The sequence below is a fragment of the Stenotrophomonas sp. MYb238 genome (genome assembly GCF_009496535.1).
Lineage (GTDB): Bacteria > Pseudomonadota > Gammaproteobacteria > Xanthomonadales > Xanthomonadaceae > Stenotrophomonas.
In genome coordinates, this window is record NZ_WIDL01000005.1 from 44,544 (window position 1) to 71,378 (window position 26,835).

Sequence of the window (26,835 nt, forward strand, 5' to 3'; positions counted from 1 at the left end):
GTCACGCAGCATAGCCTTCAGCGGCCGGCACGCCCAGTCGGCTAAAATGGCCGCCTTGCGGGTAGCGTCCGCGTCCCCATATCGATCCACATGTACTCCCGCAGCAGCGAACCCGTCCATTTCGAACGCGATTGCCCGGCCGTGATGGTGCCGCAGGGCGACAGCGTGACCCTTCCGGCCGGCAGCTACGGCTATATCACCCAGGCGCTGGGCGGCAGCTACACCGTGTTCGTCGAAGGCAACCTGTTCCGCATCGCCGGCAAGGACGGCGACGCCATCGGCAAGGAACCGCCGCCGGGGCTGGAACTGCCCGAGGACGCCGGCGACGAGGACGTGGAAAAGCTGGTCTGGGAGCAGCTGCGCACCTGCTTCGACCCGGAGATCCCGTTCAACATCGTCGATCTCGGGCTCATCTACGACGTCGACATCAAGCACCTGGACGATGGCCGGCGCGAGGTGGACGTGCGCATGACCCTGACCGCGCCGGGCTGCGGCATGGGCGAGATCCTGGTCGACGACGTGCGCAGCAAGCTGGAGATGATCCCGACCGTGGCCGAGGCCGATGTCGAGCTGGTGTTCGACCCGCCATGGGGCAAGCACATGATGTCCGAGGCGGCACGGCTCGAAACGGGCATGCTGTAAGGTGTGCAACGCGCCGGCCCGCAGGCGGTCCGGCTTCAGAAACCGCAATCTGGAAGGAAACATCCGGTGTCCCAGTCCCTCAGCTTCCACGTCACCCGTTCGGACCACCCGCGCAGCGCCGCCGAGCGCGCCAAGATCCTGGAGAAGCCGGGTTTCGGCCTGCACTTCACCGACCACATGGTGGCCGTGCGCTGGGACAAGGACACCGGCTGGCATGACGCGGCGGTGACGCCGTATGGCCCGATCGCGCTGGACCCGGCCGCGGCGGTGCTGCACTACGGCCAGGAGATCTTCGAGGGCATCAAGGCCTACCGCCATGCCGACGGTTCGGTGTGGACCTTCCGCCCGGACGCCAACGGCCGCCGCCTGCAGCGCTCGGCCGCGCGCCTGGCGCTGCCGGAACTGCCGGTGGAGATCTTCGTCGAGTCGCTGAAGCAGCTGGTCGCGCTGGACAAGGACTGGGTGTCCGACGCCGACGAGGCCAGCCTGTACTTCCGTCCGTTCATGATCGGCGACGAGGCGTTCCTCGGCGTGCGCGGCGCGCACAAGGCCAGCTACTACGTGATCGCCAGCCCCGCCGGCCCGTACTTCGCCAAGGGCGTGGCGCCGGTGGCGATCTGGCTGTCCACCGACTACGCGCGCGCTGCCAAGGGCGGCACCGGTGCGGCCAAGTGCGGCGGCAACTACGCCGCCTCGCTGCTGCCGCAGCAGCAGGCGCAGGCGCAGGGCTGCTCGCAGGTGCTGTTCCTCGACCCCGTCGAGGGCAAGTACATCGAAGAGCTGGGCGGCATGAACGTGTTCCTGGTCTACGGCAAGGAAAACAAGCTGGTCACCCCGGCGCTGTCGGGCTCGATCCTGGAAGGCATCACCCGCGAATCCATCCTGCAGCTGGCGCGCGACCGCGGCATGACCGTGGAGGAGCGCAAGGTCTCCATCGACGAGTGGAAGCAGGGCGTGGCCTCGGGCGAGATCACCGAGGTGTTCGCCTGCGGCACCGCCGCGGTCATCACCCCGATCGGCCAGCTCAAGGGCGAAGGCTTCTCGGTCGGCAATCTGGATGCTCCTGCCGGCGAGGTCACCATGTCGCTGCGCAAGGAACTGACCGACATCCAGTACGGCCGCCTGCCGGACCGCCACGGCTGGCTGGTGCGTCTGGACGGCTGAGTCGGCGCCATGCGTTGCACACGAAAAGCCCCGCCCACGCGGGGCTTTCCGCGTCCGTAGGAGCGGCTTCAGCCGCGAAGGGGCTTTCCCGATTGACGGGAGTTCGTGTGTCGGTGCAGGAATCGACGGGAGCGTGCAGCTTCCGCCCGGCCGCGATGGCATTGCCGATGGTCGGGCGTACTTGCGGACTTGTGTCGGGAAAGCCCCATCGCGGCTGAAGCCGCTCCTACGGGGGGCGGATCATTCTTCGCAGAGGTCGGCCAGCCGCGCCTGCAGGACGCGCAGCGCGTCGGCCGGGGCGATGTCGAGCAGCAGGCCGCGCTGGCCGGCGTTGATCCAGATGCGTTCGTGCTCCTGCGCCGCGCTGGCGAACAGCACCGTGGCCGGGCGCTGCTGCGCGAACGGGCTGATGCCGCCGACCCTGTAGCCGCTGCGGCGCTCGGCCTCGGCGACTTCCATCATCTGCGCATGCTTGCCGGCGCAGGCGGCGGCAAGCTTCTTCGGCGACAGCCGCCGGTCGGACGGGATCACCGCGATCACCGGCTGCTTGTCCACCCACGCCATCAGCGTCTTGAACATCCGCGCCGGGTCGATGCCCAGCGCCCGCGCCGCGGCCAGGCCCTTGCTGTTCACCTCGGCCGAATAGTCGTAGGCGTGCAGGCCGTGGGCGATCCCGGCCTTGTCCAGCGCGGCGGTGGCGCGGGTGCCGCGGGCCATGTCAGACCGATTCGAAGCGGTTGGCCTCGACGTTCTTGCGCACCTTGTCCGGATTCCACACGCGCCCGTTCATGGCGATGTAGACGCCCTCGGGCAGCGACTGCACCGCACCGATGGCGCAGCCGATGTTGAACTCGGCGTCTGAGCCGCGGAAACGCGCCGGGCTGAGCGCGCCGGTCATCACGATGGTCTTGCCGGGGATGGTCTTGAGCACCTTGCCGGTGGCGACCATCGAGTCGGTGCCGTGGGTGACCAGCACGTGGCGGGTGGGCTGGGCGGCGATGGTGGCGCGGATCAGTTCGCGGTCCTCGTCGGTGATGTGCAGCGAGTCCTTGCGCAGGATCGGGATCACGTTGAAGCGGAAGGTCACGCCCAGCTCGCGCAGGATCATGCCGATCTGCGGGTCGCCGATCTGGTAGTCGGACTTGTCGTCGAAATAGATCTTGTCGATCGTGCCACCGGTGGTGACGATCAGGAGGTCTTCCATCATTGCGGTGAATCCAGGTGCGAGACGACAATGATAAGGCCCACCGAACGCCCCGTAGGAGCGGCTTCAGCCGCGATGGGGCTTTCACGCCTGTCCGGTAACCAGCCGTGCGCGCCTGCGGGGAAGTCTGGTGCGCAGGCCTCATCGCGGCTGAAGCCGCTCCTACGAGGGCGCTGCAGGTCGGGACTGCGCTTCCGACGACCAAGGCACCGGAGGCGTAGCCGCGACCTACCTGCCGCGCCTGCCGAAGCGCGCGCGCAGGCCCGGCAGGCTGGCCAGGGCGATCACCAGCAGCGACAGCAGGATTTCCACCCAGGCCAGGCGCGCGGTTTCCGGATGGCTCCAGGCGCTCATCACGCCATGGCTGAACCAGCCCAGCGCGCATACGCCCGACCAGAACGGTGCCAGCCGCCAGCCCAGGCGCAGGGCGATGGCCAGCAGCAGCGGCGGCCCGGTGAACACCAGCTGGGTGGCCAGCCAGTGCTTGTCGTCGAGGAACCACCAGGTGTAGAGCGCGGCCAGCGCGATCAGCGCCAGCAGCAGGGTCGGGCGTCGTGTCGGCGTTGCGTTCATCGCGCCAGCCTCCGTGCGATGTCGGCCACGCGCCGGCCCAGCACGCGCGCCAGGTGGGCCTCGTCGTCGCTGGGCTGCGGGTCGTCCTGGGCGCCGGCCACGTGGCTGGCGCCATAGGGCGTGCCGCCGCCGGTGGTGTGGCTCAGCGCCGGCTCGGTGAAGGGAATGCCGACGATCAGGCAGCCGTGGTGCAGCAGCGGCAGCTGCATCGACAGCAGGGTCGATTCCTGCCCGCCATGCATCGACGCGGTGGAGGTGAACACGGCCGCCGGCTTGCCGGACAGGGTGCCGTTGACCCATTCGGCGCCGAGGCCGTCGAGGAAATGCTTGACCGGCGCGGCCATGTTGCCGAAGCGGGTCGGGCTGCCGAGCACGATGCCGTCGCATTCGGCCAGGTCGGCGATCTCGACATAGGGGGCGCCGTCCTCGGGCACCGGCGGGGCGCTGGTCTGGGTGACCGCGGCCACCGGCGGCACCGTGCGCAGGCGCGCGCTCATGCCCGGCACCTCGCCGATGCCGCGGGCGATCTGCCGCGCCAGCCGCGCCACCGAGCCGCCACGGCTGTAGTACAGCACCAGGATTTCCGCCATTTCGCCATCCACACCTCACACGGGAGGCGGCAGTATCGGCGATGCGGGCCGCGCTTTGCATCGGGTACCCTTGCCGCATGGAACCTCTGGATTCGCTCAATCTATGGATGGAACGGGTCCGTGACCGCGGCCGCCGGGCCAGCTTCGCCCGTTTCCTGTGGCACCGTTTCCTCGACGACCGCCTGTTCGAGGCGGCCGGCGCGCTGGCCTATACCACCGTGTTCGCGCTGGTGCCGCTGGCCATCGTGGTGTTCGGCGTGCTGTCGGCGTTCCCCATGTTCGACCGCTGGAGCGAGGCGCTCAGCGACTACGTGTTCTCCAACTTCGTGCCCTCGGCCGCGCGCGCCGCCGAAGGCTACCTGCGGCAGTTCTCGGCCAGCGTCGGCCAGCTCACCGCGGCCGGCTTCATCGCGCTGGTGGCCTCGCTGCTGATCACCCTCAACAGCATCGAGCAGATCTTCAACCGCATCTGGCGGGTGGCCTCGGCGCGGCCGCGGCTGACCCGCTTCCTGGTGTACTGGACCGTGCTGACCCTGGGCGCGATGCTCGCCGCCGCGTCGCTGGCGGTGTCGGCCAAGGTGTTCGCGCTGCCGCTGTTCGGCACCGTCGAGGGACGCTGGCTGGCCGACCTGGCGCTGCGCCTGGCGCCGGTGCTGATCGAGTTCGCCTGCGTGATGCTGGTCTACCGGGTGGTGCCGCACCACATCGTGAAATGGCGCCACGCCATCCCCGGCGCGCTGCTGGCGGTGGTGATGCTGGAACTGGTGAAGTGGGGCATGGGCCTGTACCTGGGCAGCTTCCAGTCCTACCAGAAGCTCTACGGCACGGTGGCGTTCGTGCCGATCCTGCTGCTGTGGATCTACCTGGGCTGGGTGTCGGTGCTGCTGGGCGCGTCGCTGGCCTCGTCGATCGCCGCGTTCCGCTACCAGCCAGCGGCGCTGCGCCTGCCGCAGGGCTGCGAACTGTACGCGCTGCTGCGGCTGATCGGGCGCTTCCGCGAGGCGCGCGAGCACGGCCGCGGACTTGGCGAGGAGGAACTGCTGGCGCTGGAGCCGATGCTCACCGATTCGCTGCTGCAGGAACTGCTGTGCCAGATGGAAACCATCGACCTGCTGCGCCGCGACGAGCGCGGGCAGTGGCTGCTGGCCCGCGACCTGGAGCGCATCACCCTGCGCGAGCTGTACGAAAGCTCGCAGCTGCGCATCCCGGTCGCCGAGGAATACCTGCCGTTCCGCGAGGACGCACTGGGCCAGGCGGCCTGCCGCGCGCTGGACGACCTGCGCGTGCCGCTGCGCGAGCTGCTCAAGCGCAACGTGGACCAGATCTACGCCATCACCGGAGACGAACGATGACCATCCGATTGCTTCCCGTCGCGCTGCTGGCGCTGGTGTTGGCCGGCTGCGGGCAGCCCGGCGCCGGGGCGCCCGCCGCGACTGCCCCGCTGCCTCAGGCCGCCGCCCCGGCTGACGCACCTGACGCCGCACCCGATGCCGCCGCAAGCGGCGCGGTGGCGAAGACCGCGGACATGCCGCGCTTCCAGGCCAAGGCCGTGGACGGCAAGGACTACGACCTGGCCAGCCATCGCGGCCAGTGGGTGGTGGTCAATTTCTGGGCGACCTGGTGCGGGCCATGCCTGCAGGAGATGCCCGAGCTGTCGGCGCTGCATGCGATGCGCGGCAATGTCGAGGTGGTCGGGCTGGCCTACGAGGACATCGAGCCGGACGAGATGCGCGCCTTCCTGGACAAGCACCCGGTGGCCTACCCGATCGTCATCCTCGACCCCTACAACCCGCCGGCCGACTTCGCCACGCCGCGCGGCCTGCCGATGACCTACCTGATCGCGCCCGACGGCAAGGTCGCCAGGCAGTTCCTCGGCCCGGTGGACGCCAGGCAGATCGAACAGGCCATCGCCGAGGCCGGCGGCAAGGCGGCCTGAAGCCGCCCGGCAGAGATGGATGGCGCTTGCCCCGGTAAGCGCCATGCGGGGCAAGCCCCGCATCTACAGGAAGGCAGTTGGGGTGGCCCTGTAGGTGTCGGGCTCTCCCAGCACAGGCTTTCCCGGCGAGACCCGATGCGGAACAAGCCCCGCCTCTACGGGGAGCAGGTGCGGTGGCCCTGTAGGTTCTGAGCTCACCCGGCACAGGCATTCCGGGCGAACGGCGGTTCACGCCACCGGGTAGGGCGGCAGCGGCTTCACCTCGCCGTATCTTTCCTTCTTCGGCTTGCCCGGCAGCGGCGGCAGTTCGACCGGCGGGTCATCAATGGCGGTTTCCGGCAGCCGGTCGAGCAGGTCGCGGATCAGGGTCAGGCGGCCGCGCTTCTGGTCGTTGAAATCCACCAGCGTCCACGGCGCATGGCGGGTGTGGGTGGCGTCCAGCATGGCCTCGCGCGCAACGGTATAGGCGCCGTATTCCAGGCGCGACTTGAGGTCCACCGGCGACAGCTTCCAGCCCTTGAGCGGGTCCTCGCGGCGTTCGGCGAAACGTTTTTCCTGCTGCTCCTGGTCCACGCACAGCCAGTACTTGAACAGCAGGATGCCGTCGTCCACCAGCAGCCGCTCGAATACCGGCGCCTGCGCGAGGAAGGCCTGGTACTGGGCGTCGCTGCAGTAGCCCATGACCTTCTCCACGCCGGCACGGTTGTACCAGCTGCGGTCCATCAGCACGATCTCGCCGGCGGCGGGCAGGTGGGCGACGTGGCGCTGGAAATACCACTGCGTGCTCTCGCGGTCGGTCGGCTTGGGCAGGGCGACGACGCGGCACTGGCGCGGGTTCAGGTGCCGGGCGACGTCCTGGATCGCGCCACCCTTGCCGGCGGTGTCGCGGCCCTCGAACAGCACCAGCAGGCGCTGGCCCGAATGCTGGACCCAGCGCGCCATCGCCGCCAGTTCCAGCTGCATCGGTTCCAGCAGCCGTTCGTATTCCTTGCGCTTGAGTTTGCCCATGGCGGTTCCTTGTCTGGAGGTGCGAGCCTAGCGCAGCGGCCGTGGGGGCGTTGTCGGGACATGCGGCCGGCCTGCGGCGCCGCGCGGGGCGATGTCTCGGTCACCGGTTTTCATGTAGTTTTGCCGATGCGCCGGGCGTGGTGCCCGGCAATGGATCAGGAGCAGTGCGATGGGGCTTGTCCAGGCAGCAAAGGGTGCGATCGGCGGCGTGCTGGCCGACCAGTGGAAGGACTTCTTCACGGTGCCGGACGGCCTGCCGGCGACGGCGGCGCTGTTCGCGGCAGTGCCGCGCGGCACCAACGCCGGCCGTGGCTCCAATACCGGCGGCTCGTCCAACATCATCAGCAACGGTTCGAAGATCGTGGTGCCCGAGGGCTACGGCCTGCTGCTGTTCCAGGACGGCGCGATCACCGGTTTCGTCGCCGAGCCGGGCGGCTACGAGTGGCGTTCGGACGATCCGAACTCGCAGTCGATCTTCGCCGGCGACGGCCTGGTCAGCACCTTCATCAAGCAGAGCTGGGAGCGCTTCAAGTTCGGCGGCCAGCCGGGCGCGCAGCAGGCGGCGTTCTTCGTCTCGCTGAAGGAACTGCCGGACAACCGCTTCGGCACCCAGTCCGAGATCTACTGGGACGACGGCTTCCTCAACACCCAGGTCGGCGCGGTCACGCGCGGCTCGTACACGCTGAAGATCGTCGACCCGATCCTGTTCGTGAAGAACTTCGTGCCGGCCAGCTACCTGCGCCCGGGCCAGGTGTTCGACTTTACCGACCTGGATAACGCCGCCGCCAGCCAGCTGTTCAACGAAGTGGTGGGTTCGCTGGCACCGGCCTTCAGCCTGTATACGAACGATCCGGGCAAGGGCAACCGCATCACCAAGCTGCAGCAGGACTCGATCGGCTTCGCGCAGAGCCTGTCGGCGGCCGTCGAGCAGGCCTACCAATGGCAGTCCGACCGCGGCCTGGCGATCGTCAAGACCGCCATCGTCTCCATCGAGTACGACGCCAACACCCGCGAACTGCTCAAGACCGTGCAGCGCGCCGATGCGCTGTCCGGCGCGCGCGGCAATTCCAACCTGCAGGCCAGCGTCGCCCAGGGCATCCAGTCGGCCGGCGAGAACGGCGGCGCGGCGGGGCTGGTCGGGGTCGGCATGGCCTCGGGCATGTTCGGCGTCGGCGGCATGCAGCAGCCGGTCGCCCCGGCCGCGGACGATCCGGTCGCCAGGCTGAAGAAGGCCAAGGAAATGCTGGACCTGGGCCTGATCACTCAGGGCGACTACGACGCGCTGAAAGCCAAGGCGCTGGGCCTGTAACCGGCAGGACGCACGACGCCCATGTCCGATCCCCGAAACGGCCCTCCGCCGCTGCCCGGGTCCGCCTCCGCACCGCCGCCCCTGCCGGCGGCGGCGCTGGACGGACCGGGTTCGCCGCGTGACGTCCCGCCTGCGCCCGGCAGCTTCCCGCTGGATACCGCGCACCTGCCGCAGGCCATCCGTGACGAGGTCGAAGCCCCCGATCCGCTGGCCATCGATACCTCCGCCACCGAGCTGAAGGACGGCCTCAACCGCTGTCCCAAGTGCGGCGCCACCGACATCCGCCCCCGCGCCGGCACCGACGTGCTGGTCTGCCTGTACTGCCGCCATGAATGGCATGGCGCACGCGTGGAGGAGGAGTTCGGGCTCGGCGAGGCCATCGACCAGCTGCGCGGCACGGTCATCGCCTCCGGCGCGCGCGACATCGACGCCGATACCTCCGCGCTGATGACCTTCAAGTGCAGCGGCTGCGGCGCCGAGGTCACGGTCAACACCGAAAGCACCATGACCGCGCGCTGCCACTGGTGCCGCCACGTGTTCGGCGTCAACGAGCAGATCGCCAACGGCGCGGTGCCCGACGCGGTGCTGCCGTTCCACATCAGGAAGGACGACGCGGTCGCGCGCATCCGCCAGTTCGTGGACAAGCGCCGCCTGTTCGCGCTCAAGGCGTTCAAGGAGCAGTTCACGCCCGAGAACGTGGTCGGCGTCTACCTGCCGTACATGATCGTCGACGGCAACGTCAGCGCCGCGGTGGCCGGCAAGGGCGAGATCAAGACGCGCGAATACACCCGCGGCACCGACAAGAACAAGCAGACCTACTACGACGCCGACGTCTACCAGGTGGAGCGGCAGGTGGACTTCACCGTCGACGACCTGCCGCTGGAATCCTCCGCCGGGCGCGGCAACCTGGACACGCGCGCCAACACCAACAACATCATCAACACCATCCTGCCGTTCGACACCAAGAACGCGCTGAAGTGGAACGCCTCCTACCTGGCCGGCTTCACCTCGGAGAAGCGCGACCTCGACGTCGAGAAGCTGCGCCCGCGCCTGGAAGACCAGCTGCTGTCGATCGCGCGCGCGCAGGTGGAACGTTCGGTGCGCCGCTACGACCGCGGCGTGCGCTGGGAGCAGGAGCAGCTGGAGGTGCACGGTACCCGCTGGGTGTCGATGTACCTGCCGGTGTGGCTGTACTCCTACCACCAGCCCGGCAGCAACGGCGGCATGCTGCACTACATCGCGGTCAACGGCCGCACCGGCGAGACCATGGGCAGCGTGCCGGTGCAGCAGTGGAAGCTGCTGCTGGCCGCGCTCACCGCCGGCACGATCATCGAAGCCCTCGCAATCGCATTCCTGGTGGCTGCCTCATGAGCGACGACAGTGGACTCTGGTTGCTGGCCGCAGGCCCGGCCGGCGCGACCGCGCTGTACTGGGCGCTGTACCGGTACTACCGCAACACCGACAAATCGCATGGCTTCGAGCACGAGACCGACATCGACGCCAAGCCGGTGACCGGTTCGGAGCGGAAGGTCGGCGAGGTGAAGGGCACCCAGCAGCGGCGCATCGACGGCGACAACGTGGGCGATTACCGGCAGCGGGTGAAACGGCTGCGTTAGCCGTCGCCGTAGGAGCGCACCTTGGTGCGCGATGGGCCGTACCGGGAAAGCCTCATCGCGCACCAAGGTGCGCTCCTACCGGTCGGCCAGGTCCCGCAGCAGGGCGGCGAAGTCGCTGGCGAAGCCGGCCATGTCGAACAGGCCGGAAGTGCGGCGGGCATCGGCCAGCCGCCCGCGCACCGCTGCCAGCGCGGCCGGATCGTTGCCCAGCCCGATCGCGGTGGCGACGAAGGCCGCGTCATCGGCCACGTTCATCCCGTCCAGCCCCAGGTGATGGTTGAGGCTGCCGGCCACGCGTGCGGCGAAGGTGGCGCCGGGCGCGGTCAGCACCGGGCAGCCGGCCCACAGCGCGTCCGAGGCGGTGGTGTGTGCGTTGTAGGGATGGGTGTCGAGGAACAGGTCGGCGTGGCGGTAGCGCGCCAGGTACTGCATGTGCGGCAGTTTGGGCATGAACACCAGCCGCGCCGGATCGATGTCCTGCGAGCGTGCGACCTCGCGCAGGCGGTCGTCGGCCAGGCCCGGCCCGGACAGCAGCCACAGCACGCTGCCGGGCACGCCGCGCAGCACTTCCAGCAGGCGCGCGACGCTGCGCGGGTTGAGCTTGTAGCTGTTGTTGAAGCAGCAGAACACGACGCCTTCGCCGTTGTCGCCACGCTCCGGCAGGCCGCACTCGCGGCGCGACGGCGGTTGCTCGACTACGCGGGTGTTGTCCGAGGGCTGGAACGCGCGCGGCAGGCGCAGCACCTTCTCGCTGAAGGCCGGTTCCAGCGCCGGCGGCAGCACGAAGCCGTCGGCCAGCACGTAGTCGATCCACGGCGCGCCGGAGGTGCCGGGGTAGGCCAGCCAGTTGATCTGCACGGGCGCCGGCCGCATCGCCAGCACTTCCGGGGTGCCGCCGCCGCCCCAGCCGCGCAGGTCGAACAGCACGTCGATGCCGGCCTCGCGGATGCGCCGGGCGATGGCCGCGTGCGGCATCGCGTCGACCGCGTGCAGCGCATGCGCCGCTGCGTGCAGGCGCTGGCGGATGCCGCTGCCGTCGTCGCGGTTGAGCGCGAACAGGTGCACCTGCAATCCGGCGTGGGCGCGCAGCTGCTCGAACAGCGCCACCGTCAGCAGCCCGGTGGGATGCGCGCCGAAGCCATTGGAGAGGAAACCCACCCGCAGCGGGCCTTGCGCGCGCGGCGGCGCCGGCGGCAGTCGCGGCGTCGCGGCGGCGACGGCCTGTGCGCGCTGGCGGGCGCAGGCCAGCTGTTCGGCGGCGCTGGCGTCCTCGCTGAGGAAGGCGAACGGTTCCACCGCGGGATTGCCCTGCGCCACGGCGTGGCGGACCTGCCGCGACAACGCTTCCAGCCCGCGCCAGTCGCACAGCCGCCGCTGCCAGTTCAACCGCTGCGCGGCCATGTACGCCTCTTCCGGCATCAGCGCATGGGCGCGGCGGTAGGCATCGGCGGCCGCTTCCGGCTGGCCGGCGTCCTCCAGCGCATGGCCCAGCCACAGCGCGATGCCGGGATGCTGCGGCACCTGCCGCGAGGCGTGGCGCAGCAGGTTGGCCGCTTCCTCGTGGCGGCCCTGCATCCAGCGCGCGCGCCCCAGCCTTGCCAGCGCCTCGGGATGGTCGTGGCGCAGCTGCAGCGCGCGCTGCGCGGCCCGTTCGCCGGCGGCCAGGTCGCCCGCGCCCAGTTCGGCGTCGGCCAGCATCACCCAGGCGATGAAGTCGGCGGGCTGGCGCTGCACCGCGATGCGCAGCTGCTGGCGTTCGTCGTACGGGGCGTTCATGCGGTGGCTGGACCCTCTGTCGCGATGCGTCCGATTCTGCCGCCATTCCGGCGCCGCGCCCGCGCATCCTTCCGGATGGTGGCCGCGCGAAGCGGCAGGCGTGGCTCAGCTGCCCTCGGACAACCGCGCCAGCTCGTCCACCTGGTGCTCGTGCAGCAGGCGGCCGACCAGGGCGTCCAGGTCGCCTTCGATGATGTTGGGCAGGTCGTACAGGGTCAGGCCCTCGACGCGGTGGTCGGTGATGCGGCCCTGCGGGAAGTTGTAGGTGCGGATGCGCTGGCTGCGGTCGCCGCTGCCTACCTGCAGTTTGCGGGTCTGCGCCTCGGCCGCGGCCTGCCTGCTGCGCTCGGCATCCAGCAGTTGCGCCTTGAGCCGCTTCATCGCCTTGTCGCGGTTGGCGTGCTGGCTGCGCTCGGTCTGGCATTCGACCACTACGCCGCTCGGCACGTGGGTAATGCGGATGGCCGATTCGGTCTTGTTGACGTGCTGGCCGCCGGCGCCGGAGGAACGGAAGGTGTCGACCTTCAGGTCGGCCGGGTTGATGGCGATGTCCTCGACATCGTCGGCTTCCGGGATGATCGCCACGGTGGCGGCCGAGGTATGGATGCGGCCCTGCGATTCGGTGGCCGGCACGCGCTGCACGCGGTGGGTGCCGGACTCGAACTTCAGCTTCGAATACGCGCCGCGGCCGACCACGCGCGCCACCACTTCCTTGTAGCCGCCGTGCTCGCCGGGGTTGTCCGATTCGATCTCCACCTTCCAGCCCTGGCGCTCGGCATAGCGGGCGTACATGCGGAACAGGTCGCCGGCGAAGATCGCCGCCTCGTCGCCGCCGGTACCGGCGCGCACTTCCAGGAACAGGTTGCCTTCGTCGCGCGGGTCTCTGGGCACCAGCAGCAGGGCCAGTTCCTCGTCCAGCGCCTGCAGGCGCGCCTGCGCCGCGGCGATCTCCTCCTCGGCCAGCTCGCGCAATTCCGGGTCGGCGCGCATCGCCTCGGCCGAGGCGAGGTCGGCGCGGGCGCGGGTCTCGGCGGCCAGCGCGGCGGCGACCGGCTCGAGCTGGGCGAATTCGCGCGAATGGTCGCGGAAGCGCGCGTTGTCGGCGACCACGTCCGGGTCGGCAAGCAGGCGTTCCAGTTCTTCGCGGCGCTCGGCCAGGGCCAGCAGCTTACGGCGCAGGGTCGGCGTCATCGGTCCTCGCAACGGGGTGGCGGTACCCGGGCGCGGCCGGGAACAGGCGCTCGGCGGCGCGGGTCAGGTCGGCGTCGCCTTCCAGCGCGGCCTGCCGCAGCGCGGCGGTAGGGGGATGCAGCAGGCGGTTGGTCAGGCCGTGGGCGAGCTGCTCGAGCACCTCGTCGGCGGTCTTGCCGTGGGCCAGCTGCTGGCGGGCCTTCTCCAGCAGTTCGGCGCGGGTGGCCTCGCCGAACGCGCGCAGCTGCTTGAGCGGCGCCTGCAGGTGGGTGGCGCGCAGGTTCTCCATGTAGCGGGACACCTGCAGGTCGATGATGGCCTCCGCTTCGGTCGCGGCTTCGCGGCGGCTGCGGCGGTTTTCCTCCACGGCGCGCTCCATGTCGTCGACCGTGTAGAGATAGGCGTCGGCCAGTTCGCCCACGCCGGCCTCGATGTCGCGCGGCACCGCCAGGTCGAACAGCAGCATCGGCTTGTGCCGGCGCGCACGCAGCGCGGCGGCGACCTGCCGCTGCAGGATCACCGGCTCGCGCGCGGCGGTGGCCGAGAACACCACGTCGGCCTCGGCCAGGTGGCGCTCCAGTTCGGTCAGCGGCAGCGCCACGCCGCCGTGGCGGCTGGCCAGGTCCTGGGCGTGGGCGAGGGTGCGGTTGGCGATCAGCAGGCGCTTCACCCGCGCTTCGCCCAGGTGCTTGGCGGCCAGTTCGATGGTCTCGCCGGCGCCGACCAGCAGCACGGTGGAGTCGTCCAGCCGCGCGAACGAATCCTGTGCCAGGCGCACCGCGGTCGAGGCCACCGATACCGGGTTGGCGCCGACGCGGGTATCGGTGCGCGCGCGCTTGGCCACCGAGAAGGTCTGCTGGAACAGCCTGTCCAGGTTGTTGCCGATGGCGCCGCTGTCGTGCGCCAGCGCCCAGGCGTCCTTCACCTGGCCCAGGATCTGCGGCTCGCCCAGCACCATCGAGTCCAGCCCGGTGGCGACGCGGAACAGGTGGCGCACCGCATCGTCGTCGCGGTGCTGGTACAGGTAGCCCTGCAGGTCGCCGGCATGGCTTTCCAGCCACTGCGCCAGGGACTGGCCGTCCTCGGCCATGGCATACAGCTCGGTGCGGTTGCAGGTGGACAGCAGCACGGCTTCGGCCAGCTGCGGCGACTGGCGCAGCGAGGCCAGTGCGCGGGGCAGCGCTTCGCCGCCGAAGGCTGCGCGTTCGCGCAGTTCCACCGGCGCGGTCTGATGGTTCAGTCCGAGCACCCACAGGGTCATTCTGTTCAGTTGCTTGCGATAAGCTGCTGGCTGTTGATGGCCCCCATTTTACGGCCCGGTTGCAGTAGATGCCCATTTTCAACCGAACCCGCTTCAAATCCCTGTGCGGCCTGCTGCTGCTCTGCCTGCCGTCGCCGGCGTTGCTGGCGGCCCCGCCACCGCCGGCGACGGCAGGCGAGGCCTCGCTGACCCCGGTATTGGCGGGGGAGTTCTCGCTGCAGGCGGGCAAGCTGGCCGATGCCGCGCGCTGGTACCTGCAGGCCGCGCGCGAGGGCGCGGGCGACGTGGGGCTGGCCGAGCGCGCCACCCGCATCGCGATGCTGGCCGACGACGAGGCCAGCGCGGCCGAGGCGCTGGCGCTGTGGGCGCAGCGCGATCCCGGCGCGCTGGCGGTGCGCGGTACCCGCGCCTCGCTGGCGCTACGCCAGGGCGACACCCGGCTGGCGCGCAAGGAACTGCTGGCGGTGCTGCGCTCGCGCGAGCCGCGGGCCTGGCGTTATGCGGTGCTGGCCCTGGCCACCGGCGGCCGCGATCCGGCCGCGCCGGCCAAGGTGCTGGGAGAGCTGGTCGATGCCGGCGCGATCCCCGACGATCTGGAGGCCTGGCAGGAATTCGGCCGGCTGGCGCTGCGCATGGAGCGTCCGGAACTGGCCCAGCGCATGGTCGGCGAGGTGGTCAGGCGGTTCCCCGACGAACCGCGCGTGGCCCTGCTGCACGCCACCCAGCTCAACCAGGCCGGCAGGAAGGACGATGCGCTGGCCCTGCTGAAGGACATCGAGCCCAGGGCCGCGGGCGACGAGGAACTGCGCAACGCGCTGGCGTTCGCCTACGACGCCTTCGGCGAGCCCCGGGCCGCCGAGCGCATGCTTTCGGTGGGCGAACAGAACGTGCAGACCTGGGGCATGCGCGCCTCGCTGCTGGCCAAGCAGAAGGACGACGCCGGGCTGCTGGCGCTCTACCGCGACATCTCCGCCAGGGCCAGCAAGCCCGATCCGGACCAGCGCCTGCTGCTGGGCCGCATCGCCGAGTACCTCAAGCGCTACCGCGAGGCGGTGGACTGGTACCACGGCGTGCCGGGCGGCCCGCAGCGCAACGAAGCGCGGCTGCGCGCGGTCAATGCCCTGCACGAACTCGGCGAGAAGGCGCAGGCCGCCGACGAGGTCCACGCCATCCAGGCCGACGCCTCGGTGGACGACGACGTGCGCCGCGATGCCTACCTGCTGGAAGCCGAGCTGCAGCAGCGCGAGGAACACAACGATGCCGAGGTCGACATCCTGACCCGCGGCCTGGCCGCCTACCCGGACGACGGCGCGCTGCTCTATGCGCGCGCGCTGGCCTGGGAGCGGCGCGACGACATCGCGCGCGCCGAGGCCGACCTGCGCAAGATCCTGGTCGCCGAACCGGAGAACGTGGCCGCGCTCAACGCGCTGGGCTACACCCTGGCCGACCGCACCGCGCGCTACCAGGAGGCGCTGGAGCTGATCGACCGCGCGCGCGTGGCCGAGCCGGACAACGCCGCCATCGTCGACAGCTATGGCTGGGTGCTTTACCGGCTGGGGCGGAAGGAGGAGGCGCTGGTGCAGCTGCGTCGCGCCTGGAGCCTGAACAAGGACCCGGAGATCGCCGCGCACGTCGGCGAGGTGCTGTGGGCGCTCGGGCAGAAGGACGAGGCGCGGCGCTTCTTCGACGAGGCCCGCCGGCTGGACCCTGACAACCGCGCGCTGCAGCGTGCGGTCGAGGCGCTTGGCGTATGACGACGATGTGGCGGTGGATGGCGGCGCTGTTCCTGGCCGGTGCGCTGGCGGGCTGCGGTTCGATGGCGACGCGGCAGGCGCCGCCGGCCGCGCAGGTGCATACGACGTCGGAACCGGCCCTCGAAACGGCGCGGCTGGCGGTACTGGATACCTTGCCGATGTGGTCGTTCCAGGGCCGGGTCGCCATCAGCAAGGGCCGCAACGGCGGCAATGGCCGCATCGACTGGCAGCAGCGGGGCGATGCCTACCAGGTCGGCCTGGCCGCGCCGGTGACGCGGCAGAGCTGGCAGCTGAGCGGCGGTGCCGGGCAGCCGGTACGGCTGGACGGGCTGGAAGGCGGTCCGCGCAGCGGCGCGGATGCGGGGCAGGTGCTGCTGCAGGCCACCGGCTGGGAGATTCCGGTGGAACGGCTGGCGGCCTGGGTGCGCGGCATGCCCGCGCCGGGCGCGGTCGCGCCGGCCTATCAGGGCTATGACGCCGCAGGACTGCCCCGGGTCCTCGAGCAGGACGGTTGGCGCATCGACTATCTGGACTGGTACCCGCAGCAAGAGGCCCGGCCGGCCCTGCCGCGCCGCATCGAGGCGGTCAACGGCGACGCCAAGGTGCGGCTGATCGTCGACGAATGGAGCATGGACGGCCAATGAGCACCGTCGCGGACGCGGCCGGCTGGTCGTACTGGCCGGCGCCGGCCAAGCTGAACCTGTTCCTGCACATCACCGGCCGGCGGCCGGATGGCTACCACGAACTGCAGACCGTGTTCCGCCTGCTGGACTGGGGCGATCGCATCGGCCTGCGCCTGCGCGGCGATGGCCGGGTCCGCCGCGAGGGGCTGTCCGTTCCCGGGGTGGCCGAGGCCGACGACCTGGTGGTGCGCGCGGCGATTGCGCTGAAAGATGCGGCCAATTGCACGCAAGGCGTAGATATCCGCGTCGAAAAACGCATCCCGGCGGGTGGCGGTTTCGGCGGAGGCTCGTCCGACGCGGCGACCGTGCTGGTCGCGCTGAATGCGCTGTGGAACACCGGCCTGGACGAGGACGCGCTGGCCGGGCTGGGCCTGCGCCTGGGCGCCGACGTGCCGGTGTTCGTGCGCGGGCGCAATGCCTGGGCCGAGGGCGTGGGCGAACGGCTGGCGCCGCTGGACCTGGCGCCGGCCTGGTACCTGCTGGTCGATCCGGGCGTGCACGTGCCCACCGCCGACCTGTTCGGTTCCCCGGATTTGACGCGGGATGCCGCGCCCGCGAAAATAGCGGACTTCGCTTCCGGGACCGTCCTCGGGAATGCGTTCGAACCGGTGCTGCGATGCCGGGAACCCGCCGTCGAAGCGGTGTTCCAGGCGCTTTCGCGCGTCGGCCAGGCACGCCTCACCGGGTCGGGAAGCGGTTGTTTCGTCGAATTCGCCACGCGTGCTGCCGCCGAGCAGGCGCGGGCGGAATTGCCGGGCCAACTGCGCGCATGGGTGGTCGCGGGCGCAGCGCGCTCGCCATTGCTCGATGCGCTGGAAACGAAGCAGTGATGGATTGATGCAGGGGCGTCGCCAAGAGGCCCAAGGCACCAGGTTTTGATCCTGGCATTCGTAGGTTCGAATCCTACCGCCCCTGCCACTGCCCGGGTTTTCCCGCGGCAGCCCGCACGCTCCCGTGCGGGGAAGCAAACGCGCCGGCCCCGGATGCCAGACGCTGCCGCCACAGGATGTTCCCCCGCTCCCGCTCTTTCGCCGCCGCCCGAGAAAGCCGACATGCAAGATGCACAGAACCTGCTGGTTTTTTCCGGCAATGCCAACAAACACCTGGCGCAGAGCATCTGCAAGGAGCTGGGCGTGCAGCCGGGCAAGGCGCTGGTCTCCAAGTTCTCCGACGGCGAGGTGCAGGTCGAGATCCAGGAGAACGTGCGCAAGCAGGACGTGTTCGTGGTGCAGCCGACCTGCGCGCCGAGCGCGGAGAACCTGATGGAGCTGCTGGTGATCATCGACGCGCTCAAGCGCGCGAGCGCCGCATCCGTCACCGCGGTGGTGCCGTACTTCGGCTACGCCCGCCAGGATCGCCGCATGCGCTCCTCGCGCGTGCCGATCACCGCCAAGGTCGCCGCCAAGATGTTCTCGGCCGTGCACACCGACCAGATCCTCACGGTCGACCTGCATGCCGACCAGATCCAGGGTTTCTTCGACATGCCCGTGGACAACGTGTATGCCTCGCCGCTGCTGCTGGCCGACATCTGGCGCGCCTACGGCACCGACAACCTGATCGTGGTCAGCCCCGACGTCGGCGGCGTGGTGCGCGCCCGCGCGGTGGCCAAGCGCCTGGACGACGCCGACCTTGCGATCATCGACAAGCGCCGTCCGCGCGCCAACGTCGCCACGGTGATGAACATCATCGGCGACGTCGAGGGCAAGACCTGCGTGATGGTCGACGACATCGTCGACACCGCCGGCACCCTGTGCGCCGCCGCCGCCGCGCTGAAGGCGCGCGGCGCGGTCAAGGTCGCCGCGTACTGCACCCACGCCGTGCTCTCGGGCCCGGCGGTGGACAACCTGAACAACTCCCAGCTCGACGAGCTGGTGGTGACCGACACGATCCCGTTGTCCGACGTGGCCCGTGTCTGCACCAAGATCCGCCAGATCAGCGTGGCCGAGATGCTGGCCGAGACGATGCGCCGCATCGCCTTCGGCGAGTCGGTCAGCTCGATGTACGTGGATTGAAGAACCCCGGGTTCCGGCGCCTTGCCGGAACCGGCAGCGGCATCCCTGGTCGCGGGGATGCCTCCATCACGCACCGCCTGCGGTGCAACAACCAAGAAGAGTAGTCAACAATGGCAAAGTCCCACGAAATCAAGGTCGCCCGTCGCGACGTGCAGGGCAAGGGTGCGAGCCGCCGCCTGCGTCACGCCGGTCTGGTCCCGGGCATCGTCTACGGCGGTGACCGCGAGCCGGCGATGGTCGAGTTCAACCACAACGAAATCTGGCTGGCCCAGCAGAACGAGTGGTTCTACTCCTCGATCATCGACCTCAACCTCGACGGCAGCATCTACAAGGTGCTGCTGCGCGACATGCAGCGTCACCCGTACAAGCAGCTGGTCATGCACCTGGACTTCCAGCGCGTGAACGAGAACGAAGTGCTCAACGCCACCGTGCCGCTGCACTTCATCAACGAGGAGATCTCCCCGGCCGGCAAGACCGCCGACGTGCTGGTCACCCACGAGCTGAAGGAAGTGCACATCACCTGCCTGCCGAAGGACCTGCCGCAGTCGATCGAAGTCGACCTGGCCGCCCTGGCCGCCGGCGACATCATCTACCTGTCGCAGATCAAGCTGCCGGCGGGCGTGGAAATCCCGGCGCTGAAGCTGGGCAAGGACCACGACGATGCCGTCGTCATCGCCAAGGCGCCGAGCGCCGCCGCCGAGGAAGCCGCCGAGTAATCGGCCGGTTGCGTCCGCCCGCACCGGGCGGACGCAGCCAACGGTGGACGCATGACTGGCCTGAGATTGATCGTCGGTCTGGGCAATCCCGGAACCGAACACGCCCGGACCCGGCACAATGCCGGGTTTCATTTCGTTGAGGCCCTGGCCGAACGGGCGGGCGCGCGCTGGACGCTCGAAGGCAAGCTGTTCGGCGAAGTGGCCAAGGCCGACATCGGCGGCCAGCCGGTATGGCTGCTCAAGCCGGCCACCTTCATGAACCTGTCCGGCAAGTCGGTCACCGCCGCGCAGCGGTTCTGGAAGATCGAATCGGAACAGACCCTGCTCGCGCACGACGAACTGGACCTGCCGCCGGGTACGGCGCGGTTGAAGTTCGACGGCGGCCATGGCGGCCAGAACGGCCTGCGCGACACCATCCGCCTGCTCGGGCATGGCAGGTTCCACCGCCTGCGCATCGGCATCGGCCATCCCGGCCACAAGGACCGCGTGGTGCCATGGGTGCTGGGCCGTCCGTCGAAGGACGACGAAGTGCTGGTCTCGCGCGCCATCGACGACGCCATCGACGTGCTGCCGCTGGCGGTGCAGGGCGATTTCAACGAGGCCATGAAGCGGCTGCACACGGGCAAACCGTGATTGCGGCCTGCGCTTTCGCGCGCGGCGACGCCGCCGGAGAGCGCAGGCCGGAATCCCGAATCCTGGAGTTTGTGGCATGGGTATCAAATGCGGCATCGTCGGCCTGCCCAACGTGGGCAAGTCGACCCTGTTCAATGCGCTGACCAAGGCGGGCATCGCCGCGGCCAATTTCCCGTTCTGCACGATCGAGCCGAACACCGGCATCGTACCGGTGCCCGATCCGCGGCTCGATGCGCTGGCGGCGATCGTCAAGCCCGAGCGGGTGATCCCGACCACGATGGAGTTCGTCGACATCGCCGGCCTGGTCGCCGGCGCGTCCAAGGGCGAGGGCCTGGGCAACAAGTTCCTGGCCCACATCCGCGAGACCGACGCCATTGCACACGTCGTGCGCTGCTTCGAGGACGGCAACGTCATCCACGTCTCCAACAAGGTCGACCCGATCGCCGACATCGAGACCATCGACACCGAGCTGGCGCTGGCCGACCTCGAGTCGGTGCTGAAGGCGCTGGACCGCGCCACCCGCGCGGCCAAGGCCAACGACAAGGAAGCGCTGGCGCGCAAGCCGGTGCTGGAGAAGCTGGCCGCCACGCTCGACCAGGGCCGTTCGGCGCGCTCGGCCGGCCTGGACGCGGAAGAGAAGGCGCTGATCCGCGACATGTTCCTGATCACGCTCAAGCCGCTGATGTACATCGCCAACGTCGCCGAGGACGGCTTCGAGAACAACCCGCACCTCGATGCCGTGCGCGCCCGCGCCGAGGCCGAAGGCGCGGAGGTGGTGCCGGTGTGCGCGGCGATCGAGGAAGAACTGTCGCAGCTGGAAGACGCCGACCGCGACGAGTTCCTCAAGGACCTCGGCCTGGACGAGCCGGGCCTGAACCGGGTGATCCGCGCCGGCTACAAGCTGCTGGGCCTGCAGACCTACTTCACCGCCGGCGTGAAGGAAGTCCGCGCATGGCAACTGCGCGCCGGTTCCACCGCGCCGCAGGCCGCCGGCGTGATCCACACCGACTTCGAGCGCGGCTTCATCCGCGCCGAGACCATCGGCTACGACGACTTCATCAACCTCAAGGGCGAGCAGGGCGCCAAGGAAGCCGGCCGCCTGCGCCTGGAAGGCAAGGACTACATCGTCAAGGAAGGCGACGTGCTGCACTTCCGCTTCAACGTCTGACGGATTTTTCGGAACTCATGAGCGCTTGATAGCGCTCGGTGGATTGGGCAGGTCTTTTTAAATCAAGGACTTGCCAAACAATACGGTCTGCTGAGCGTTCCTATTGTTCATCGAGGTCTGAAAAATTTGGGGGTAGCGTTGGGGGTACTCGTGTTCAACCGTGGGGGTACATCTCCCCGCAGTGGAGTCCAACGATGCCCGAGAATCTACTCACCGACCTCAAGGTTAGGTCGGCCAAATCGACTGATCGAGACTGGAAACTTTCAGACGGCGGGGGCCTGTTCCTGCTGGTCAAGCCCACCGGCGGCAAGCTCTGGCGGTGGAAGTACCGCCTGCAAGGCAAGGAGAACCTCTTTGCCATTGGCGGCTTTCCTCAAGTAAGCCTTGCGGATGCACGTGCGGCCCGAGAGACGGCGCGTGCCCTGGTCAAGCAAGGCATTCATCCTGCGCATGAGCGGCGGCAGGTCAAAGAGCGCAACCTGGAGGCGCTGGAGGAACGCAAGCGTGCAAAGGAAAGCTTGTTCGCCAAGGTGACGCAGGCTTACCTGGCCGAGATCAAGCCAGTCTTTGCGCTCAGTTCCTATCGCACGAAAGAATCCCGCATCAGGAAGTACCTGTCGCCCAAGTTCGACGGAATGCCGATGAGTGACATTGGCGTCAAGCAGATCCGCCCGTTGCTGGAGGAGTGCAAGGCTCATGGTGCGTGGGCGGCCATCCACGTCAAAGGCGATCTTTCGGCGATCTTTGAGTTCGCGGTGGTGCGGGGGCTGGTCGAGGCCAATCCGATCCCCAGCCTGCGCGGGCTGCTGCGCGTGCCGTCCAGCGAGAGCAAGGCGGCGATGACGCGAGAGCAAATCCAGAAGTTCTATCAGGAGTTGCGCGGCTACCGGGGCTATCCGGAGACCTCGTTGTGCCTGCGGCTGATTGCGCTGACCGCCTGCCGTCCAGGGGAGGCGGCGGATGCCGAGTGGGACGAGTTCGACTTTGAGGATGCGCTGTGGCGTCGGCCCGCGGCCAAGATGAAGGCCCGGCGCGATCATGTCTGCCCGCTGTCCATACAGGCCGTTGCAGTACTGAAGGACTTGCAGCGCATCACGGGCGGTGGCCGCTACCTGTTCCCGCACCGGAGCGGCAAGGGCTTCACCACACCCAATCGGCTGACCTATGCCATGCGCGACATGAACCTGGGCCGGGGAACAACACCGCACTGTTGGCGGACGACCTTTTCAACCTGGGCCAACGAGAACGGATTCCGGCCCGATGCGATCGAGCGACAGCTTGCCCACGTGGAGAGCAACAAGGTACGGGCGACCTACAACAAGGCGCTGCTGCTGGATCAGAGAAGGACGCTGTTGCAGGACTGGGCGGACTATCTGGGTGCGGCGGAGGGCAGCGGCACAGCATAGGGAAGATTTGGCCGGGTGTCGCGGAATTAATGGACAGGGGTGGCCCTTTCCTTTTCTGGCTCGGGCCTTTGTCCCTTGGATACCGTTCCCTTGCAGTTTGCTTTTGTCGAGAGGCTGATGCGGGAAATAGGGTAGTGAAGTAAAAAATAGGGTAATTTGTATTGGATTACCCCATTTGGGGGATCGCCTAGGGCAATAAAGGCAATCCCAGTTCAGCCAGATACTGATTGTGTCGCTTCTTGGCTTCGGTAATCTTCTGTTCGGCGGCGAGCAGGTTGGCATGCACCACCGCCAAGTCGATCTCTTCCTCGGCCTCAGCCGTGCTCACGTAGCGCGAGATGTTCAGGTTGAAATCGTTCTTCTCGATTTCTTCCATGCTCACGCGGCGCGAATAGCGCTGCTCTTCCTTGCGGTACTGGTAGGTGTCGATGATCTTGTTGATGTGCTCGGACTGAAGCACGTTCTGCCGCTTGGCCTTGTCGTACTCCTCTGCGGCATTGATGAACAGCACGTCGTCCGGCTTCTTGCACTTCTTCAGCACAAGGATGCACACCGGGATGCCGGTGGAGAAGAACAGGTTGGCGGGCAGGCCAATCACCGTGTCGATGTGCCCATCCTTGAGCAGCTTGGTGCGGATGCGGGCCTCGGCGCCGCCACGGAACAACACCCCGTGCGGCAGGATGATGGCCATCACGCCGTCCTGCTTCAGGAAGTAGAAGCCATGCAGCAGGAACGCGAAGTCCGCCGCCGACTTGGGCGCCAGGCCATAGTTCTTGAAGCGCATGTCCTCGCTGAGCGATTCCGAGGGCTCCCAGCGATAGCTGAATGGCGGGTTGGCCACCACTGCATCGAACTTTGGCATCTTGGCCGGGTTTGTCTCGCGCAGGGCATCCCACTCGTTGAGTAGGGTGTCGCCGTGGAAGATATCGAACTCTGAATCCTTCACCCCGTGCAGCAGCATGTTCATGCGCGCCAAGTTGTAGGTGGTGATGTTTTTCTCTTGCCCATAGATCTTGCCGATGCCGTGCGGCCCCATCCGGTGACGCACATTCAGCAGCAGCGAGCCAGACCCGCAGGCAAAGTCCAGCACGCTGTCCAGGTGCGAGCGTTGGCCCGTGGCGGGCTCCTGCCCGTCCAGCGTGACGATGGCTGACAGGATGCTTGAAATGGGCTGCGGGGTGTAGAACTCGCCCGCCTTTTTGCCCGAGCCTGCTGCGAACTGGCTGATCAGATACTCATAGGCATCGCCCAGCGTGTCGCTGTCGGTCGAGAACTGGCTCAGCCCGTTCGCGATCTCCTTGATGATCTTGCACAGCTGAGCATTGCGCTCGGCGTAGGTCTTGCCAAGCTTGTCCGAGGCGAGGTTGATCTCGGAGAACAAACCCCGAAAGGTGCTGGCGAATGATTCCGTCTCGATGTAGCCCAGGCCCCTCTGCAGCGTCTTAAGCAGCTCACCATCCTGGGTGCGCGCCATCTCGGCGATGTTGCCCCACAGGTACTGCGGCTCGATCACGTAGTGCACCTTGCGGCGCATCTGCTTCTCGAATTCTTTGACATCGCCTTCGTTGGCCTCGTACCAAAGCTGCAGCGGCGTAGTGACTGAACCGTCGATCTGCTTCGGGTAGTCCTGGCCCAGCTCTTTTTTGGCAGCGGCCTCGTAGTTGTCCGAGAGGTAGCGCAGGAACAGGAAGGCGAGCATGTAGTCGCGAAAGTCATCCGCGTTCATGGCGCCGCGCAGTTGGTCTGCAATCGCCCAAAGGGTCTTGCCCAGTTTTTGCTTTTCGAAATCGGTCATGGTGTACCTGCTGGCCCAGCAGCCGGTGCAGGCTGGGGGAACAAATCGGGGTTGAACGGGTAGCGATTCAGGAAGCCATCAAGAATCGTCTTGAAGTGCTCCTTGTTCTCGTCTCCCATCGGCACGGGTTCGAACAAGGAATAGTCGCCGTGGCTCAGGATGTTGATGAGCCGGGCATGCAACACGCCTTCCGGGTCGTCCGCATCGTCGGTCGGGATGCAGGCCGAGAACTTCGAGAAGCCATGGAAACTCGCTGACTTCTCCAGCACCGAGCGCAGCATGTTGAAGTGGTAGGTGTACAGCTCGCCCGAATGAGCAGCCTGGTACAGGTCCGTCAGCACCGCCACATGGTGGAAGAACGGAGTCGCCCCGGTGTAGGCCAGGTTGTATGAGCCGTCCGTTTTGGATCGCGACAAGAAGTGCGCCGAGACTTTCTTCGACTTGCGCGCATCCAGTTCGTTGTGCATCACGTTGAAGAACAGCGGATGGTGCGACGAGATGATGATCTTCAGCGGGTTGTCTGCCTTGTTCAATAGCTGCGCAAGGTGGTTGCCCACGGAGACGGCGTTGTGCTCATCGAGCGACGAAATCGGATCGTCGATGTAGACGTACTTCACCCAGCGGTAGGCCTCGATCTCCGGGTCCATCGCCAGCCGCATGACGGCGAGGAAGAAGCACCAGACGAAGAGGTTCTCTTCGCCGCGCGACACCTTGATGTTGTCGATGACCTCCCCGTTCACCGTGCGCGAGAACCGCACCGCCCATTCCTGGGTGTCGATGCGGAAGTCAAAGTCCGCGTAACGCTGCAGCAGCGGCCGGATGCGGTTGTCCATCTCCAATTCGGCCAAGCCGGAGAAGAAGCGCGAGTCGGCGTTCAGCGTCAACTTGCGGTCGCTGTCCCCCTCCAGGTCGTTATCCCAGTGGAAGAGATCTTCGGTGAAGGCATTGAAGTAGAGGGTGTCACGTACATCATCGTCAGCGCCACCCTGTTTGCCGATATCCTTAAACGCCATGGACAGGCGTGTTTTTCCCGTGCCGTTGTAGGCATATAAAATAATTACGTTCTTGTTTTCTAGTTCTTTTCGGAGGTGGGCGGAAACTTCGATTATTCCTGCAAAGGATTTAGAATTTCTCATTCTGAAGTCCGAGTTCCTACAAAGAATAGACTCTGCAGTAAAGACTCCTTATGAGTTCTCAATGCCTGCACTTTCTTGCTTTGCACGTTGAGGACCTCATCAAGAGACATTAACGAATCCGCAATCTTATTCTGCTCTTCGATGGGTGGACAGTGCAGTTGTATCTTGGAAAAGTCATCAAAATACAATCGGAGCCTGTCCTCCGTTAGTCCTCGAGAATGTGCCGTCAAGACTTGCATTGTCTCTGGCAGTTTCAAGAGGTAATAAAAGAAATTTGGATTTATGTCTCGAGGGACAAGGACCACATAGGCAGGGCTGACCATACAATCCTCCGGCGCAACACCGAGAGCACCTTGCCACATGCGCATCATGTTATAGACAATATCGCCCTTTTTTACAGCTTTGTTCCCGTTGGAATCGGCGAGGTCATCAATTTTTCGGTCTAGCGATGATCGAGGAACCATGCCTTCAGTCATTGTGACGGAATAAATCGGGAGATTTGAATTTCCTCGATCAACCCGATTGCTAAAAATCTCCGCTGCCGGGCGCTTAGCCCATGGGGCAGTCTCGCGGAACTCTGGAAACCTCAAGCTTGGGGTTGCTAACCCCTTGCTAGGGAATAGGCTCTGCAGGAGAGCTCTCTTGAATTCTTTAAGGGATTCAAGTCTTTCGCTCTCCAGGCTGATCAACTCTTCGGCTGAAGATATGAATGCAGCCAGGCAATCTTGCTTTTCAGCCGTTTTTGGGAAAGGTATTTTTCCAGAAAGAAACGTGCTGTTTGAAATTTGAATTGTGTTTTTTGCGCCCTTCTTGGCCAGCGGTTCAAGAAACTTTATTGATCGGGATGGGGATTCAAAAAAGCTTTCAACAATTAAGCCAATGCTTGCGCTCTGTGGGCGAAAAACTCCATACAGTGGCGACAGGATTACATCTTTTTTTGTTTTGTTTTGCTTGACTATGCCGAATGGAAAGCTTCCGGTGGGGCTTTTTGTGTAAACTACATCATGATGGTGCGCTAAATTATATTTTCCGGTATCCGAGGTGGCGTAACTCCGGCCGAGGTGTTCCCTTTGATTTATTATCCCCTTTTGCACTGAAACAGAGTGGACTTCGCAATTTCCGTCGTCTTTCTCGCCGTGCTCTAGCAAAACCTCGTGCAGAGGCCTTACGGCCCATTCGCTGGGAAATGAAAAAAGTGAGTGAATATGAGCGGTTGTCAATCGAATGGATTTTTGATCGCTATTTTTCATTGTTGAATTCCT

The 26,835-nt window shown here is 66.9% G+C and carries 26 protein-coding genes and 1 tRNA gene; 16 read left to right on the forward strand and 11 right to left on the reverse strand.

Annotation, left to right across the window (positions count from 1 at the left end):
* Positions 1–90 precede the first annotated feature (90 nt).
* A complete protein-coding gene (gene sufT / locus CQ393_RS04815) occupies positions 91–642 on the forward strand; it encodes a putative Fe-S cluster assembly protein SufT (RefSeq protein WP_153190496.1) in 552 nt (183 codons plus the stop codon).
* A gap of 66 nt (positions 643–708) precedes the next feature.
* Positions 709–1,806 carry a branched-chain amino acid aminotransferase gene (locus CQ393_RS04820; RefSeq protein WP_343199564.1) on the forward strand — a complete coding sequence of 366 codons (1,098 nt, stop codon included), beginning with the start codon at positions 709–711 and terminating at the stop codon, positions 1,804–1,806.
* A 240-nt stretch (positions 1,807–2,046) separates the two neighbouring features.
* Here CQ393_RS04820 and ybaK read toward each other — a convergent pair whose 3' ends face one another.
* From ybaK to wrbA, 4 genes are all read right to left on the reverse strand, one after another.
* Entirely contained in the window at positions 2,047–2,523 is a 477-nt protein-coding gene (ybaK, locus tag CQ393_RS04825; RefSeq protein ID WP_153190497.1) for a Cys-tRNA(Pro) deacylase, read from the reverse strand.
* A 1-nt stretch (position 2,524) separates the two neighbouring features.
* Positions 2,525–3,010 carry an asparaginase domain-containing protein gene (locus tag CQ393_RS04830; RefSeq protein ID WP_153190616.1) on the reverse strand — a complete coding sequence of 162 codons (486 nt, stop codon included), beginning with the start codon at positions 3,008–3,010 and terminating at the stop codon, positions 2,525–2,527.
* Positions 3,011–3,238: 228 nt separating this feature from the next.
* Positions 3,239–3,583 (reverse strand): DUF2069 domain-containing protein, encoded by a 345-nt coding sequence (locus CQ393_RS04835; protein ID WP_153190498.1) that lies wholly within the window; start codon positions 3,581–3,583, stop codon positions 3,239–3,241.
* Complete coding sequence (gene wrbA, locus CQ393_RS04840) at positions 3,580–4,173, reverse strand: NAD(P)H:quinone oxidoreductase (protein ID WP_153190499.1); 594 nt, start codon at positions 4,171–4,173, stop codon at positions 3,580–3,582. Before wrbA ends, CQ393_RS04835 begins: the two co-directional genes overlap by 4 nt.
* Positions 4,174–4,250: 77 nt before the next feature.
* On the opposite strand from wrbA, the gene CQ393_RS04845 reads away from it, so the two are divergent.
* Both CQ393_RS04845 and CQ393_RS04850 read left to right on the forward strand, forming a co-directional pair.
* The gene (locus tag CQ393_RS04845; protein WP_153190500.1) at positions 4,251–5,525 is read left to right on the forward strand and encodes a YihY family inner membrane protein; all 1,275 of its coding nucleotides are present in this window, start codon (positions 4,251–4,253) and stop codon (positions 5,523–5,525) included.
* The gene (locus CQ393_RS04850) at positions 5,522–6,109 is read left to right on the forward strand and encodes a TlpA disulfide reductase family protein (RefSeq protein ID WP_153190501.1); all 588 of its coding nucleotides are present in this window, start codon (positions 5,522–5,524) and stop codon (positions 6,107–6,109) included. The genes CQ393_RS04845 and CQ393_RS04850 overlap by 4 nt, the downstream gene beginning before the upstream one ends.
* 228 nt (positions 6,110–6,337) lie before the next feature.
* Here the strand turns inward: CQ393_RS04850 and ppk2 are convergent, their stop codons facing one another.
* Positions 6,338–7,117, reverse strand: coding sequence for a polyphosphate kinase 2 (ppk2, locus tag CQ393_RS04855; protein WP_153190502.1), 780 nt, complete (start codon positions 7,115–7,117; stop codon positions 6,338–6,340).
* Between the two features lie 169 nt (positions 7,118–7,286).
* On the opposite strand from ppk2, the gene CQ393_RS04860 reads away from it, so the two are divergent.
* From CQ393_RS04860 to CQ393_RS04870, 3 genes are read left to right on the forward strand one after another with little or no spacing between them, the layout of a single operon-like run.
* Entirely contained in the window at positions 7,287–8,426 is a 1,140-nt protein-coding gene (locus tag CQ393_RS04860) for an SPFH domain-containing protein (protein WP_153190503.1), read from the forward strand.
* A 21-nt stretch (positions 8,427–8,447) separates the two neighbouring features.
* Complete coding sequence (locus CQ393_RS04865) at positions 8,448–9,797, forward strand: TFIIB-type zinc ribbon-containing protein (protein ID WP_153190504.1); 1,350 nt, start codon at positions 8,448–8,450, stop codon at positions 9,795–9,797.
* Entirely contained in the window at positions 9,794–10,042 is a 249-nt protein-coding gene (locus tag CQ393_RS04870; protein ID WP_153190505.1) for a hypothetical protein, read from the forward strand. The genes CQ393_RS04865 and CQ393_RS04870 overlap by 4 nt, the downstream gene beginning before the upstream one ends.
* 75 nt (positions 10,043–10,117) lie before the next feature.
* Here the strand turns inward: CQ393_RS04870 and CQ393_RS04875 are convergent, their stop codons facing one another.
* The 3 genes from CQ393_RS04875 to hemA form a co-directional block, all read right to left on the reverse strand.
* The gene (locus tag CQ393_RS04875; RefSeq protein WP_153190506.1) at positions 10,118–11,818 is read right to left on the reverse strand and encodes a tetratricopeptide repeat protein; all 1,701 of its coding nucleotides are present in this window, start codon (positions 11,816–11,818) and stop codon (positions 10,118–10,120) included.
* 105 nt (positions 11,819–11,923) lie between these two features.
* On the reverse strand, positions 11,924–13,009 hold the full coding sequence (gene prfA / locus CQ393_RS04880) for a peptide chain release factor 1 (RefSeq protein ID WP_153190507.1): 1,086 nt from the start codon (positions 13,007–13,009) through the stop codon (positions 11,924–11,926).
* Positions 12,987–14,270 (reverse strand): glutamyl-tRNA reductase, encoded by a 1,284-nt coding sequence (hemA, locus tag CQ393_RS04885; RefSeq protein WP_153190508.1) that lies wholly within the window; start codon positions 14,268–14,270, stop codon positions 12,987–12,989. The genes prfA and hemA overlap by 23 nt, the downstream gene beginning before the upstream one ends.
* A gap of 68 nt (positions 14,271–14,338) precedes the next feature.
* Here hemA and CQ393_RS04890 point away from each other — a divergent pair, with 68 nt between their 5' ends.
* The 9 genes from CQ393_RS04890 (at position 14,339) to CQ393_RS04930 (ending at position 22,642) form a co-directional block, all read left to right on the forward strand.
* Positions 14,339–16,024, forward strand: a complete 1,686-nt coding sequence (locus tag CQ393_RS04890) for a tetratricopeptide repeat protein (RefSeq protein ID WP_153190509.1) — start codon at positions 14,339–14,341, stop codon at positions 16,022–16,024.
* On the forward strand, positions 16,021–16,668 hold the full coding sequence (lolB, locus tag CQ393_RS04895) for a lipoprotein insertase outer membrane protein LolB (RefSeq protein ID WP_153190510.1): 648 nt from the start codon (positions 16,021–16,023) through the stop codon (positions 16,666–16,668). Before CQ393_RS04890 ends, lolB begins: the two co-directional genes overlap by 4 nt.
* Positions 16,665–17,537 carry a 4-(cytidine 5'-diphospho)-2-C-methyl-D-erythritol kinase gene (ispE, locus tag CQ393_RS04900; protein WP_153190511.1) on the forward strand — a complete coding sequence of 291 codons (873 nt, stop codon included), beginning with the start codon at positions 16,665–16,667 and terminating at the stop codon, positions 17,535–17,537. Before lolB ends, ispE begins: the two co-directional genes overlap by 4 nt.
* Before the next feature lie 11 nt (positions 17,538–17,548).
* Positions 17,549–17,625: transfer RNA gene (locus tag CQ393_RS04905), tRNA-Gln, on the forward strand.
* 134 nt (positions 17,626–17,759) lie between these two features.
* Positions 17,760–18,719: a ribose-phosphate diphosphokinase gene (locus CQ393_RS04910; RefSeq protein ID WP_153190512.1), complete on the forward strand. Its 960-nt coding sequence runs from the start codon at positions 17,760–17,762 to the stop codon at positions 18,717–18,719.
* 110 nt (positions 18,720–18,829) lie between these two features.
* Positions 18,830–19,435, forward strand: coding sequence for a 50S ribosomal protein L25/general stress protein Ctc (locus CQ393_RS04915; protein ID WP_153190513.1), 606 nt, complete (start codon positions 18,830–18,832; stop codon positions 19,433–19,435).
* 51 nt (positions 19,436–19,486) lie between these two features.
* Positions 19,487–20,068 (forward strand): aminoacyl-tRNA hydrolase, encoded by a 582-nt coding sequence (pth, locus tag CQ393_RS04920; RefSeq protein ID WP_153190514.1) that lies wholly within the window; start codon positions 19,487–19,489, stop codon positions 20,066–20,068.
* A 76-nt stretch (positions 20,069–20,144) separates the two neighbouring features.
* Complete coding sequence (gene ychF, locus CQ393_RS04925; protein ID WP_153190515.1) at positions 20,145–21,236, forward strand: redox-regulated ATPase YchF; 1,092 nt, start codon at positions 20,145–20,147, stop codon at positions 21,234–21,236.
* 194 nt (positions 21,237–21,430) lie between these two features.
* Positions 21,431–22,642, forward strand: a complete 1,212-nt coding sequence (locus tag CQ393_RS04930) for a site-specific integrase (protein WP_153190516.1) — start codon at positions 21,431–21,433, stop codon at positions 22,640–22,642.
* A gap of 187 nt (positions 22,643–22,829) precedes the next feature.
* Here the strand turns inward: CQ393_RS04930 and CQ393_RS04935 are convergent, their stop codons facing one another.
* From CQ393_RS04935 to CQ393_RS04945, 3 genes are read right to left on the reverse strand one after another with little or no spacing between them, the layout of a single operon-like run.
* Positions 22,830–24,437 (reverse strand): type I restriction-modification system subunit M, encoded by a 1,608-nt coding sequence (locus CQ393_RS04935; RefSeq protein WP_153190517.1) that lies wholly within the window; start codon positions 24,435–24,437, stop codon positions 22,830–22,832.
* On the reverse strand, positions 24,434–25,573 hold the full coding sequence (locus CQ393_RS04940) for an AAA family ATPase (RefSeq protein WP_153190518.1): 1,140 nt from the start codon (positions 25,571–25,573) through the stop codon (positions 24,434–24,436). Before CQ393_RS04940 ends, CQ393_RS04935 begins: the two co-directional genes overlap by 4 nt.
* Positions 25,570–26,823, reverse strand: a complete 1,254-nt coding sequence (locus CQ393_RS04945) for a restriction endonuclease subunit S (RefSeq protein ID WP_153190519.1) — start codon at positions 26,821–26,823, stop codon at positions 25,570–25,572. Before CQ393_RS04945 ends, CQ393_RS04940 begins: the two co-directional genes overlap by 4 nt.
* Positions 26,824–26,835 lie beyond the last annotated feature (12 nt).

Excerpts from the sequence above, each read along its gene's own strand:
- CQ393_RS04930 (WP_153190516.1), top strand. The coding sequence starts at position 21,431 with ATGCCCGAGAATCTACTCACCGACCTCAAGGTTAGGTCGGCCAAATCG.
- ychF (WP_153190515.1), top strand. The coding sequence starts at position 20,145 with ATGGGTATCAAATGCGGCATCGTCGGCCTGCCCAACGTGGGCAAGTCG.
- CQ393_RS04850 (WP_153190501.1), top strand. The coding sequence starts at position 5,522 with ATGACCATCCGATTGCTTCCCGTCGCGCTGCTGGCGCTGGTGTTGGCC.
- ispE (WP_153190511.1), top strand. The coding sequence starts at position 16,665 with ATGAGCACCGTCGCGGACGCGGCCGGCTGGTCGTACTGGCCGGCGCCG.
- CQ393_RS04890 (WP_153190509.1), top strand. The coding sequence starts at position 14,339 with ATGCCCATTTTCAACCGAACCCGCTTCAAATCCCTGTGCGGCCTGCTG.
- CQ393_RS04940 (WP_153190518.1), bottom strand. The coding sequence starts at position 25,573 with ATGAGAAATTCTAAATCCTTTGCAGGAATAATCGAAGTTTCCGCCCAC.
- CQ393_RS04860 (WP_153190503.1), top strand. The coding sequence starts at position 7,287 with ATGGGGCTTGTCCAGGCAGCAAAGGGTGCGATCGGCGGCGTGCTGGCC.
- pth (WP_153190514.1), top strand. The coding sequence starts at position 19,487 with ATGACTGGCCTGAGATTGATCGTCGGTCTGGGCAATCCCGGAACCGAA.
- CQ393_RS04945 (WP_153190519.1), bottom strand. The coding sequence starts at position 26,823 with ATGAAAAATAGCGATCAAAAATCCATTCGATTGACAACCGCTCATATT.
- CQ393_RS04870 (WP_153190505.1), top strand. The coding sequence starts at position 9,794 with ATGAGCGACGACAGTGGACTCTGGTTGCTGGCCGCAGGCCCGGCCGGC.
- lolB (WP_153190510.1), top strand. The coding sequence starts at position 16,021 with ATGACGACGATGTGGCGGTGGATGGCGGCGCTGTTCCTGGCCGGTGCG.
- CQ393_RS04910 (WP_153190512.1), top strand. The coding sequence starts at position 17,760 with ATGCAAGATGCACAGAACCTGCTGGTTTTTTCCGGCAATGCCAACAAA.
- CQ393_RS04830 (WP_153190616.1), bottom strand. The coding sequence starts at position 3,010 with ATGGAAGACCTCCTGATCGTCACCACCGGTGGCACGATCGACAAGATC.
- wrbA (WP_153190499.1), bottom strand. The coding sequence starts at position 4,173 with ATGGCGGAAATCCTGGTGCTGTACTACAGCCGTGGCGGCTCGGTGGCG.
- CQ393_RS04835 (WP_153190498.1), bottom strand. The coding sequence starts at position 3,583 with ATGAACGCAACGCCGACACGACGCCCGACCCTGCTGCTGGCGCTGATC.
- CQ393_RS04875 (WP_153190506.1), bottom strand. The coding sequence starts at position 11,818 with ATGAACGCCCCGTACGACGAACGCCAGCAGCTGCGCATCGCGGTGCAG.
- CQ393_RS04845 (WP_153190500.1), top strand. The coding sequence starts at position 4,251 with ATGGAACCTCTGGATTCGCTCAATCTATGGATGGAACGGGTCCGTGAC.
- CQ393_RS04915 (WP_153190513.1), top strand. The coding sequence starts at position 18,830 with ATGGCAAAGTCCCACGAAATCAAGGTCGCCCGTCGCGACGTGCAGGGC.
- CQ393_RS04935 (WP_153190517.1), bottom strand. The coding sequence starts at position 24,437 with ATGACCGATTTCGAAAAGCAAAAACTGGGCAAGACCCTTTGGGCGATT.
- ppk2 (WP_153190502.1), bottom strand. The coding sequence starts at position 7,117 with ATGGGCAAACTCAAGCGCAAGGAATACGAACGGCTGCTGGAACCGATG.
- hemA (WP_153190508.1), bottom strand. The coding sequence starts at position 14,270 with ATGACCCTGTGGGTGCTCGGACTGAACCATCAGACCGCGCCGGTGGAA.
- CQ393_RS04865 (WP_153190504.1), top strand. The coding sequence starts at position 8,448 with ATGTCCGATCCCCGAAACGGCCCTCCGCCGCTGCCCGGGTCCGCCTCC.
- sufT (WP_153190496.1), top strand. The coding sequence starts at position 91 with ATGTACTCCCGCAGCAGCGAACCCGTCCATTTCGAACGCGATTGCCCG.
- ybaK (WP_153190497.1), bottom strand. The coding sequence starts at position 2,523 with ATGGCCCGCGGCACCCGCGCCACCGCCGCGCTGGACAAGGCCGGGATC.
- prfA (WP_153190507.1), bottom strand. The coding sequence starts at position 13,009 with ATGACGCCGACCCTGCGCCGTAAGCTGCTGGCCCTGGCCGAGCGCCGC.